We start from the raw sequence: 10,126 nt of genomic DNA, 5'->3' as shown, positions 1-10,126 counted from the left end.
GCTAGGCGAGGCCGATCTGCTGCCGCTGCGCAGCGGCGTCCCAGAAGGCGGAGATGACGATGAGCTGGTCGCCGTCCCACTTGGTGGTCTGGCCGAACTCGACGTCGAACGCCTTTCCGGTCGCAGGGATCACGGTGCCGTCGGGCATGGTCATCTGCCCGGTGAAGGTTCCGGTGGCGTGAGTGACCACGGTGATCCAGTCACCGCTGCCGAACTGAATCGGATACGGGTCGCTGTACACATGCATGTCGGGGAAGATGCGCAGCATCTGGTGCATCGCTGTGGCGTGCGCTTCGCGTCCGTAGACGGGTTCTGCGAGCCCGGTGATGTACGCGACCATGTCGGGGTGGTGGACCGTGTCCACCACGGCGAAGTCGCGGGCGTTGAACGCGTCGTCCCCCTTCTTCATCAGCGCGAGCAGGTGCGCAGTTCGGCTGGTGCCGTGGGTGGTTGTCATAGGAACTCCTTTGTCGGTGGCCGGCGGCGCAGGGCCGCTCGGGCCTGTCGCCACAACCTGCATATTTGAGTCAACTCTAATTTTTGTGTCAAGTCAAGTTTTGCTATGCTGGGCACATGACTGACTCCGGCTTGCGCGAGCGCAAGAAGGCCCGCATGCGCCAGGCCATCGCCGACGCTGCCGCGCGGCTGTTCGCCGAGCGCGGGTTTGAGCAGGTCGCGGTCAGCGACGTGGCGCGTGAGGCCGAGGTCTCCGAGCAGACCGTCTACAACTACTTCCCGACCAAAGAACAGCTGGTGACTGATCGTGATCAGCTGGTCCAGGATGAGCTGGTCCAGCTGATCCGGGCGCGAGCAGCCGGGACCAGCCCGGCCGCAGCGATCCGCGATTTCGTGCTCGACACCGTGGAGGCAATCCGCCGTATCCCCGCCGAACAGTGGCGCGGCGAGCTCGGCTTCCTGGCCGCCATCAGTCCGACCGTCCACCGGCTCGCTCTGGAGATGTCAGACCGCCAGGCCAACGCCCTGGCCACCGCTATCGCCGAGACGGCGGCGGTTGCGCCTGAGATCGCAAAGCTGCGGGGAATCGCACTCGCCGGCGTCTTCCAGATCATCATCACCGAAGCCGGACGCCGTACCCGGGAAGGCCAAAGCCAGAACCAGATCGCCGACGAGCTGCGGCCGGCCATCGAAGCGGTGCTCGACGACCTCGACCGCTGGCTTACCTCGGCAACGGGTTAGGCCTCGGCGCGGACGATCTCGGCGGCGTCGGTCAGTGGCGCGGCAAGGGCGGAGTCGAGCCCTGGAATATCACAATTGTTCACCGCTTCGTTGCGATACAGAGGCGGGCTGGCGGCCCCCGTCCGGGCGCGGTGTGCCAGGCATTCACCGTGGCGCTGTCCCGCTCCTTCATCGCGTCAGGTCGATGTCTGTGAACCTGGAGGCGGCGCGAGCTCAGGGTTGCCTATCGGGCGGTGTTGGATTGAAGTTGGTCGCGGTTGTCCGGCGCGGCGCTGGGGGAGTGGCGCGGACTGCCTGCCGCGAGCCGTGTCAGCAGTGTCGGGGTGAGGCGTCGGTAGGCGGCCGGGTTGATCGGACCGAGCCAATGCACTGCGCGCACCAGTGGGCTGATGTTGAGTCCGAGGTCGTCGAGGACTTCGTCGACGTTGTGCATCGAGAAAGGGATGATCTTCGTGCCGCGGCAGTGGTGGGTGCTCGTGGCTTCGTCCATGAAGGCCAGTTGATCGACGACCGCGCGGCGCATGGCTTCCGTGTCGGGCAGCGGCACGGCGCCGGCGAGGTCGGCGGCGATCCACAGAGCGGCGATCTCGGCGTTGAGCGGGCTGAAGAAGGAGGAGTTGTAGCCGTTGAAGTACAGTCCCGGAACGTCCACGGGCAGGATCTGGCGGTAGAGCAGGAAGTTGCCGCGCTCGTCCAGCAGTTGCTTCTGCACGTTGTCGGGCAGGAAAGGGACACCCTGGGAGAAGCCGGTGGCGCACACGATCTGGTCCGCTTGAAGCAGGGTGCCGTCGCTGAGCTGCGCGAAAGGCCTGCCGCCCGCGACGAGTAGCCGCGCGATGGTGCGGTCCCGGTGCACTGTGATGCTGCCCGAGGCGACGCCCTCGAAGAAGCCCTCGGTCGCGAGCCCGATGGCGCCGCGCACGATGTCCTCCATCTGTCCCGCGGGCACGAGGTCGAGCTTCCCCAGGCCGAATTGGCGCACCGACACTGTGCCGATGGAGTTGATCATCTGTTGGCGCAGGCGGTTTCCGCGACCGTGCAGGAACTTCTCGAATCCCCTCAGGCGCCGGTAGCGGAACAGTGCCTCGCCGAGCCGCGTGAGCAGCAGCATCTTGAAGTTCAGTAGGCCGCCGACCTTCCGTGGGACCTTCCACAGCAGTTGGCGGGCGATCACGTCGGTGCTCGCGGCGACCCGGCTGATCGGCACGGTGACATCGCAGGCTGATTTGCCGTACCCGACGACGAGGACATGCTTGCCGCGGGCCTGCTCGGCGTCGTGGAACTCGGTGCCTGCGCACAGCCGGCCGCCGGCCGCGGCAAACTGTGCCAGGCCGTGGTAGGAGGGAATGGTGGGTTCGCAGAACACGCCGTTGGCCACGACAAGCCGATCGTAAGTGTCCGTGGATACTGTGTCCGCCGCGTCGCGGGTCTTGACTGTCCAGGTGCCGTCGCCGGTCGGTCGGGCCGCGGTCACCTCGGTGCTCAGGCGCAGCATCGGATCAAGGCCGAAGTGGGTGGCGTAGGCGGCGAGATACTCCTGGATCTGGGCGCCGGTCGGCCATTCGGGGTAGTGCTTCGGCATCGGGAAGTCGGAGAGCGAGTACTGCGCCTTCGGGCTCTGGGTCGTCAGACCCGGATAGCGCCGCGTCCGGCTCCACACGCCGCCCACGTCGGGCGCCTTCTCGAAGATCCGCACCTCGTGCCCGGCCTGCGTGAGCACTTTCGCGGTGACAAGGCCGGCGACTCCCGCGCCGATGATCGCGATTCTCATGGTCAGTGGACCTCGGGCGGCAGCTGAAGCTCGATGCCGAACTCGGCCATGATCTTCTTGATCATCCCGATATCCTTCGGGCCGGGCGGCATGTCCGCGAGCGCCTGGTAGTAGCGCTCCAGGCCAGCCGGTGAGACGACGGAGATGACGCGCGACTCCTCGCTGTACGGGTTCCGGAAGGCGTGTACCACGTCGCGGGGCAGATAGAGGTAGTCCCCGTGCCCCAGGACGAAGTCCTCGCCGCCGAGGCGGACATCGAGCCGTCCGGCCAGGCAGATGAAGGACTCGTCCTCGCGGGTGTGGATGTGCGGCGGCGGCCCGTCGGTCTGCGGCGGGATCGTGTACTCGAACAGCGAGTACGCGTCGCGGGTCGACGCGCCGTCGGTCTTCATCGTGATGCCCAGCCCAATCGCCGCGATCTTATGCCCCTCGCGGGAGGGCAGCAGATAGCCGCCGCCTAGAGTCACCGTCGTCTCCTTAGGTCGCCGCACCGGCCAACGCCGGTGCGCCAGGCTGCCAGCGTCGGAGCAGCCCACTGGATTCGCAATCGCGAGTCCCACTGACTGGGACGGGCTTGGTTCAGCGTCGGGTGGAGTAGGCCCTGGACGCCGCCGCGGCGGCCATGCGTACGGCGGGGCCGATCCGGTCCGCTCGCACCAGGGCGGTGGGCCCGGTGACGGACAGCGCCGCGACGACCTCCCCGAGCGGGGCGAAGATCGGAGCGGCCACGCAGCTGACGCCGATGTTGCCCTCCTCGCGGTCCACCGCCCAGCCGCGGGCGGGCACCGCGGTCAGCTCGCGGATCACGGCCGCCCTGGTGGTCAGTGTGCGCGGGGTGCGCGCAGGCATGCCCGCGCCGAGCACGGCGTCGATGGACGCGGTGTCGCTGTAGGCGAGGATCGCCCGGCCGAGCGCCGAGCAGTATGCCGGGATGATGCCGCCGACCTGCGAGAGCATCGGCATCGAACGATGGCCGGTGATCTTCTCGACGACCAGGATCTGCGCCCCGTCCAGGACGCCGAGCTGCACCGTGGTCTTGGTCGCGCTGTGCAGGTCCTGCAGGTAGGGCAGCACTGCCTCGCGTAGCTCCAGCCGGATCGGCGCGAGGCTCGAGATCTCGAACAGCCGGTTGCCGATCCGATAGCGGTCCTGGGGCTTGTCGAGCCAGCCGAGCCGGATCATCCGGTCCGCGGTGCGGTGCGTGGTCGAGCGCGGCAGGCCGCAGCGGGCGACCAGCGCGGAGAGGGTCAGCTCGCGATGCTCGGCGTCGAAGGCGCCGAGAATCGCCGCGGCGCGGTCGAGGCCGGCCGCCACTTCGGCCCCACCGTCCCGCTCAGTGGGACTCATCGTTGGTTCCGCGGGCTCACACAGGTCAGGCTAAACCCGTCGCGCCCGGCGACCCAGGATTCACGCTCAGGAGGCCGCCATCACTACACGAACCGCGCTCGTCGGTGGCGGCGCCACCGGCATCGGCTACGCGATCGCCGAGCGCCTGGCGCAGTCGGGCCACCGGGTAGTCATCACCGGGCGGCGCGCCGACGCCCTCGAGGCCGCGGTGGTACGGCTCGGCCACCGGAGCGGCGGCGCCCACGCCCTGGTGAACGACATGGCTGATCCGAAGGCGGCTGCGGCGGCCTTGGACGAGGTCGAGAACTGTTACGGCGGGCTCGACCTGCTGGTGCTCAACGCCGGCGGGCCGCCGCCCGGTCGCATCCTCGACGTCGCGGACCAGCAGTGGCGGGACGCATTCGAGCTGCTGGTGGTCGGCCCGCTGCGGCTGGCGCGCCTCGCACTGCCGCGCATGGCCGAACGCGGGTTCGGACGAGTCGTTTTCGTAACCTCCACCGCGGTTCGCCAGCCCCAGCCCGACCTGGCCACCTCCGTGGTCCTTCGGTCCGCGGTCACCGCTGCGGCCAAGCTGCTCTCCCGCGAGTTCGCGGCCGAGGGCGTCACCGTCAACTGCGTGGCGCCCGGCGCCACCGCGACCGAGAGGCGCACCCAGATCCTGGCGAACCGGGCGCGAGCCACGGGCGCCGGCTATGACGAGCTCGACGCCCAAGACCTGGAAGCCATCCCGGCCGGGCGGGCCGCGCGCCCAGGGGAGATCGCGGCGGCCGTGGCCTTTCTGACGTCCGCGGACGCGGGCTACATCAACGGGACCGTGCTGACGGTCGACGGCGGAAGGACGGAGACCATCTGATGGCCGAGTCAGGATCCAGATTCACCATGGCCGACTTCCTCGGCACGATCGGCGACACCGTGCGGCCGGGCACCGCGCGGCCCGTCGTCGTGCGTGCCGCGCAGCTCCAGACGCTGCCGGCCGGCCAGGTGCACAACCCGACCACCCTGTCGATCGCGGGGCTGCTGCCGACCACCACCTTCGAGCTGTTCCGCCAGACCATCCCGCCGAGCCTGAGCTCGGACATGCAGCGGCACCACCACGAGACGGTCCACTTCGTCATCGGCGGCCACGGCCACAGCGAGATCGAGGACGACACCGAGCCATGGTCGGCCGGCGACTTCATCTACACCCCGCCCTGGACCTGGCACCGGCACTACAACGACTCCGACACCTACCCGGTCGAGTTCCTGACCATCGAGAACTCCCGGCTGCTGAACCTGCTCGGCGTCGGACGGCGGCAGAGCGCCGGCCTGGCCACGCTCGCCGAGGCCCGCGCCCGATTCAAGGAGAACCCGGAATGAACCCGCTGCCCGCGCACGTCAGCATCTGGGGCGAACTGGCCGACGTCGAACACGAACTGCGCCACGTCGACGTCGCCGGAGTGCGCACACGGGTCCTGCGCGCCGGATCCGGCCCCGACCTGATCCTGCTGCACGGCACCGGCGGACACCTCGAGGCCTACGCCCGCGACATCGCCGGCCTCGCCGCCGACTTCCGCGTCACCGCCTACGACATGGTCGGCCACGGCTGGTCCGACCTGCCGGACCGGCCTTACACGATCGACGTACTGTCGGATCACCTGCTCGGCCTGATGGACGCCCTGGGGATCGACACGGCGCATCTGTCGGGCGAGTCGCTCGGGGGATGGGTGACCGCGTGGACCGCGGCGCACCACCCCGACCGCGTCGCACGACTCGTGCTCAACACCCCCGGCAACATCGCCAACAAGCCGGAGGTGATGGTCCGCATGCGGGACAGCACCCTGGCCGCCGTGCGGGACCCCAGCGATGCGACGGTCCGCAGACGTGTGGAGTTCCTGTTCCACGACACCCGGATGGTCACCGACGAACTGGTCAACCTGCGCCGCGCCGTCTACAGCCGTCCCGGCTTCCTGCGCGCGATCACCAATACGCTCGTCCTACAGGATCCCGACGTGCGCAAGGACTACGCCTGGAATCCGGCCTGGGTCGGCGACATCACCGCGCCCACGCTGCTGCTGTGGACCGACCACGACCCGACCGGCGGGCTCGACGAGGCCGAGATGCTGCTGGACTGGCTGCCCGACGCCCGCCTGCACGTGATCAAGGACGCGGGTCACTGGCCGCAGTGGGAGAAACCACAGGAGTTCCTGCGCGCCCACCGCGACTTCCTCCTGCTCGGCAAGGATCCGGCATGAGCGAGATCGTCGGCCTGGTCGCCATGTCCCACTCCCCGTTCGCCACCCTCCTGCCACCGCCCACCCCCGAACACCCCGGCGGCCGCTTCCTCGCCGACGCCGACCGGGTGGCCCGGACGGTGGCCCGGCTCGCCCCCGACGCGGTCGTGGTCATCGGTCCCGACCACTTCCACGCGAACTTCTACGACGCGATGCCGCCGTTCCTCCTCGGCGTCGAGCAGGTGGCCGGCTTCGGCGACTTCGGCAGCAGATCCGGGCCGCTGCCGGTGGCCGCCCGACTGGCCTGGTCCGTGCACCACGGGCTCACCCGCGCCGAGTTCGACGTGTCCCTGTCCTATTCGCTCACCGTGGACCACGGGGTGGTACAGAGCTATGAGATGGCCTGTGGCGGCGCCGCCCTGCCGCTGGTGCCGCTCGTCGTGAACACCGCCGCCCCGCCGCTGCCGAGCATGCGCCGTTGCGTCCGATTCGGCCGGGCACTGGGCGAGTCGATCCGCGGCAGCGGTTTTCCCGGCCGGGTCCTGATCATCGCCAGCGGCGGGCTCTCGCACTGGCTGCCCTCCAACGATCCACGCGATCCCGCGATGGCCGCGGAGCGCCGACACGCCGTGATCCACGGGCGCCAGGATCCCCGGGCCTTCGCCGCCGCGCGCGAACCCCGGGTCCGCGCGATGGGCGGCGATCCGAATGCCCACGTGAACGCCATTTGGGACCGCTGGTTCCTGAAGCAGCTGACCGTCGGCGACCCCGCCCCGATCGCCGCTCTGGGCGACGACGGCCTGGAAGAGCAGGCGGGTAGCGGCGGCCACGAGATCCGCACCTGGCTGATCGGTCACGCCGCCGCGGCCGCGCCGCTGGTCTGGACCGCCTACGAGCCGGTCCCCGAGTGGATCACCGGCATGGGTCTCGGCGCGACCTTCGAGGTGGACTGACGTGCCGACCCGCAGCGCCCCCCTCACTGTCGCCGCCGCCCGGGCCTTGGACCGGCTCACAACCGCCCGCGCCACGGCCCAACCCTGCGCCCCGGTACGGGACCTGCTGCCCCCGGCAGACATCGGCGCCGCATACGCCGTCCAGTCTGCCTGGGTCTCCCGGCAGATCGAGGCCGGGGCCCGGGTCGCGGGGCACAAGATCGGACTGACCAACCCGGCCGTCCAGGCTCAACTCGGCGTCGACCGGCCTGACTTCGGAACCCTGCTGGACACCATGGCCTGCCCCGCGGACGAGCCCATCGACATCACCCGCACCCTCCAACCCAAGATCGAGGCCGAGATCGCGTTCATCCTTGCCAGCGACCTGGACGCCGCCGAGATCGGCCCGGCCGATGTCGCCGCCGCCACCGCGTATGTCGTCGCCGCGCTGGAGATCGTGGACAGCCGTATCGCCGACTGGGACATCGACATCGTCGACACCATCGCGGACAACGCCTCCTCAGGGCTGTTCGTCCTCGCGGACCGGCACCGCGAACTGGGCAGCATGGACCTTCGCGCGTGCACCATGACACTGCGTCGCGGCGAAGAAGTGGTGTCGACCGGATCGGGCGCGGCGTGCCTCGGCGATCCGCTCGCCGCCGTCGCCTGGCTCGCCAGGACCGCACGCGACCACGGCCGCCCCTTGCGCGCGGGAGACGTCGTACTCTCCGGCGCGCTCGGCCCCGTGGTCCCTGTCCGTCCCGGTGACGCGTTCCACGCGCGCATCAGCGGCATCGGTGAGGTCGCCGCGTCCTTCACGAAAGGCACAGGATGACCGACAAGATCAAGGCCGCGGTAGTCGGCTCCGGGAACATCGGAACCGACCTCATGATCAAACTCCTGCGTCTCGGCGAGCACGTCGAGATGGCCGCCATGATCGGGATCGATCCCGCATCCGACGGCCTCGCGCGAGCCGACCGGCTCGGCGTGCCGACGACGGCCAAGGGCGTCGAAGGCCTCATCGCGATGCCCGGCTTCGAGGACATCCGGATCGTCTTCGACGCCACCTCGGCCAAAGCGCACCAGACCAATGCCCGCGCCCTCGCCCCGTACGGCAAAAGGCTGATCGATCTGACACCGGCGGCGCTCGGTCCGTTCGCCGTTCCTGCGGTCAACCTCGACCGGCATCTGGACGCACCCGACCTCAACATGGTCACCTGCGGCGGCCAGGCCACGATCCCCGTCGTCGCGGCGGTCGCACGCGTGACGCCCGTGCCCTACGCCGAGATCGTCGCCTCGATCGCCTCGAAGTCGGCGGGGCCCGGCACCCGGGCCAACATCGACGAGTTCACCGCGACCACAGCGAGCGCGATCGAGTCGGTCGGCGGCGCGACACGGGGCAAGGCAGTGATCATCCTCAACCCCGCTGAACCCGCCCTGATCATGCGCGACACGGTGTTCTGCCTCGTCAACGCGCCCGATCCCGCGACTCACGCGCGGATCGCGGCCGCGGTCGAGCAGATGGTCGCGGACGTGGCCGCCTACGTCCCGGGATATCGACTCAAGCGGCCGGTGCAGATCACACCCGTGGCCGATCAGCCGCATACGCTCGTCGGCGACGATCCGGTCACGCATCAAGTCAGTGTCCTGCTCGAAGTCGAGGGCGCGGGCCACTACCTGCCGCCTTACGCGGGCAACCTCGACATCATGACGTCGGCGGCCCTGCGGGTTGGCGAGCGCGCCGCGGCGCACATTCTGGAGGGGACCCGGTGACCAGACGGCTGTTCATCCAGGACGTCACCCTGCGGGACGGGATGCACGCCACGCGCCATCGCATCCCGCCCGAGACAGCAGCGCGGATCGCCGCAGCCCTCGACGCGGCAGGCGTAGACGCGATCGAAGTTGCCCACGGCGACGGCCTCGCGGGCGCCAGCCTCACCTACGGACCTGGGAGCAACCGCGACGCCGAATGGCTCGAAGCCGTCGCGGCGAATGTCACCCGAGCCCGGCTGACCACCCTGTTGCTGCCCGGCATCGGCACCATCGACGACCTCAAGCACGCCTTCGCGCTGGGCGTGCGCTCGGTGCGCATCGCCACCCACTGCACCGAGGCCGACATCGCCGCCCAGCACATCGCCACGGCCCGTGAGCTCGGCATGGACGTCGCGGGCTTTCTGATGATGAGCCACATGGCGCCGCCGGCCGCGTTGGCGCGCCAGGCAGCCCTAATGGAGTCGTATGGCGCGCACTGTGTCTACGTCACCGACTCCGGCGGCCACCTGACGATGAATCGGGTGCGTGAGCGGGTCCGGGCCTACCGCGACGTCCTCGACCCGGCGACCGAGATCGGCATCCACGCGCACGAAAACCTCTCCCTCTCCGTCGCCAACTCCCTGGCCGCCGTCGAGGAGGGCGCCATCCGCGTGGACGCCTCGCTCGCGGGTCACGGCGCCGGAGCGGGCAACTGCCCGCTCGAGGCGTTCGTCGCGGTCGCCACCCTCGAGGGCTGGGGGCACGGGTGCGATCTGCTCGCCCTGCAGGACGCCGCGGACGACCTGGTTCGCCCGCTGCAGGACAGGCCGGTCCGAGTGGACCGCGAGACCCTCACCCTCGGCTTCGCGGGCGTGTACTCCAGCTTCCTGCGACACGCGGAAACCGCGGCCGCCCGG

General features: G+C 69.7%; 12 protein-coding genes. 8 read left to right on the top strand and 4 right to left on the bottom strand.

The window, feature by feature from the left end:
- Position 1: 1 nt before the first annotated feature.
- The gene (locus VGZ32_RS16100; RefSeq protein WP_326886858.1) at positions 2–457 is read right to left on the bottom strand and encodes an ester cyclase; all 456 of its coding nucleotides are present in this window, start codon (positions 455–457) and stop codon (positions 2–4) included.
- Between the two features lie 131 nt (positions 458–588).
- Between VGZ32_RS16100 and VGZ32_RS16095 the strand changes: the two genes are divergently transcribed.
- Positions 589–1,197, top strand: coding sequence for a helix-turn-helix domain-containing protein (locus tag VGZ32_RS16095; protein ID WP_326886857.1), 609 nt, complete (start codon positions 589–591; stop codon positions 1,195–1,197).
- Between the two features lie 223 nt (positions 1,198–1,420).
- Here VGZ32_RS16095 and VGZ32_RS16090 read toward each other — a convergent pair whose 3' ends face one another.
- The 3 genes from VGZ32_RS16090 to VGZ32_RS16080 form a co-directional block, all read right to left on the bottom strand.
- Positions 1,421–2,968, bottom strand: coding sequence for an NAD(P)/FAD-dependent oxidoreductase (locus VGZ32_RS16090; protein WP_326886856.1), 1,548 nt, complete (start codon positions 2,966–2,968; stop codon positions 1,421–1,423).
- A 2-nt stretch (positions 2,969–2,970) separates the two neighbouring features.
- Positions 2,971–3,435, bottom strand: a complete 465-nt coding sequence (locus VGZ32_RS16085; RefSeq protein ID WP_326886855.1) for a cupin domain-containing protein — start codon at positions 3,433–3,435, stop codon at positions 2,971–2,973.
- Positions 3,436–3,547: 112 nt separating this feature from the next.
- Positions 3,548–4,315, bottom strand: coding sequence for an IclR family transcriptional regulator (locus VGZ32_RS16080; RefSeq protein ID WP_326886854.1), 768 nt, complete (start codon positions 4,313–4,315; stop codon positions 3,548–3,550).
- A 58-nt stretch (positions 4,316–4,373) separates the two neighbouring features.
- On the opposite strand from VGZ32_RS16080, the gene VGZ32_RS16075 reads away from it, so the two are divergent.
- The 7 genes from VGZ32_RS16075 to dmpG form a co-directional block, all read left to right on the top strand.
- Entirely contained in the window at positions 4,374–5,168 is a 795-nt protein-coding gene (locus tag VGZ32_RS16075; RefSeq protein ID WP_326886859.1) for an SDR family oxidoreductase, read from the top strand.
- Positions 5,168–5,671, top strand: a complete 504-nt coding sequence (locus tag VGZ32_RS16070) for a cupin domain-containing protein (RefSeq protein WP_326886853.1) — start codon at positions 5,168–5,170, stop codon at positions 5,669–5,671. The genes VGZ32_RS16075 and VGZ32_RS16070 overlap by 1 nt, the downstream gene beginning before the upstream one ends.
- On the top strand, positions 5,668–6,546 hold the full coding sequence (locus VGZ32_RS16065) for an alpha/beta fold hydrolase (protein ID WP_326886852.1): 879 nt from the start codon (positions 5,668–5,670) through the stop codon (positions 6,544–6,546). Before VGZ32_RS16070 ends, VGZ32_RS16065 begins: the two co-directional genes overlap by 4 nt.
- A complete protein-coding gene (locus VGZ32_RS16060; protein ID WP_326886851.1) occupies positions 6,543–7,478 on the top strand; it encodes a hypothetical protein in 936 nt (311 codons plus the stop codon). The genes VGZ32_RS16065 and VGZ32_RS16060 overlap by 4 nt, the downstream gene beginning before the upstream one ends.
- A 1-nt stretch (position 7,479) precedes the next feature.
- The gene (locus VGZ32_RS16055) at positions 7,480–8,292 is read left to right on the top strand and encodes a 2-keto-4-pentenoate hydratase (RefSeq protein WP_326886850.1); all 813 of its coding nucleotides are present in this window, start codon (positions 7,480–7,482) and stop codon (positions 8,290–8,292) included.
- Positions 8,289–9,230: an acetaldehyde dehydrogenase (acetylating) gene (locus VGZ32_RS16050; RefSeq protein ID WP_326886849.1), complete on the top strand. Its 942-nt coding sequence runs from the start codon at positions 8,289–8,291 to the stop codon at positions 9,228–9,230. The genes VGZ32_RS16055 and VGZ32_RS16050 overlap by 4 nt, the downstream gene beginning before the upstream one ends.
- A partial coding sequence (gene dmpG / locus VGZ32_RS16045) for a 4-hydroxy-2-oxovalerate aldolase (RefSeq protein ID WP_326886848.1) occupies positions 9,227–10,126 on the top strand: 900 nt, incomplete at its 3' end. The genes VGZ32_RS16050 and dmpG, both read left to right, overlap by 4 nt.

The sequence above is a fragment of the Actinocrinis sp. genome, from assembly GCF_035938995.1.
Classification (GTDB): domain Bacteria; phylum Actinomycetota; class Actinomycetes; order Streptomycetales; family Catenulisporaceae; genus DASZGI01.
This window is presented reverse-complemented; position numbering and strand designations above follow the sequence as displayed.

Excerpts from the sequence above, each read along its gene's own strand:
- VGZ32_RS16100 (WP_326886858.1), bottom strand. The coding sequence starts at position 457 with ATGACAACCACCCACGGCACCAGCCGAACTGCGCACCTGCTCGCGCTG.
- VGZ32_RS16090 (WP_326886856.1), bottom strand. The coding sequence starts at position 2,968 with ATGAGAATCGCGATCATCGGCGCGGGAGTCGCCGGCCTTGTCACCGCG.
- VGZ32_RS16080 (WP_326886854.1), bottom strand. The coding sequence starts at position 4,315 with ATGAGTCCCACTGAGCGGGACGGTGGGGCCGAAGTGGCGGCCGGCCTC.
- VGZ32_RS16070 (WP_326886853.1), top strand. The coding sequence starts at position 5,168 with ATGGCCGAGTCAGGATCCAGATTCACCATGGCCGACTTCCTCGGCACG.
- VGZ32_RS16065 (WP_326886852.1), top strand. The coding sequence starts at position 5,668 with ATGAACCCGCTGCCCGCGCACGTCAGCATCTGGGGCGAACTGGCCGAC.
- VGZ32_RS16060 (WP_326886851.1), top strand. The coding sequence starts at position 6,543 with ATGAGCGAGATCGTCGGCCTGGTCGCCATGTCCCACTCCCCGTTCGCC.
- VGZ32_RS16050 (WP_326886849.1), top strand. The coding sequence starts at position 8,289 with ATGACCGACAAGATCAAGGCCGCGGTAGTCGGCTCCGGGAACATCGGA.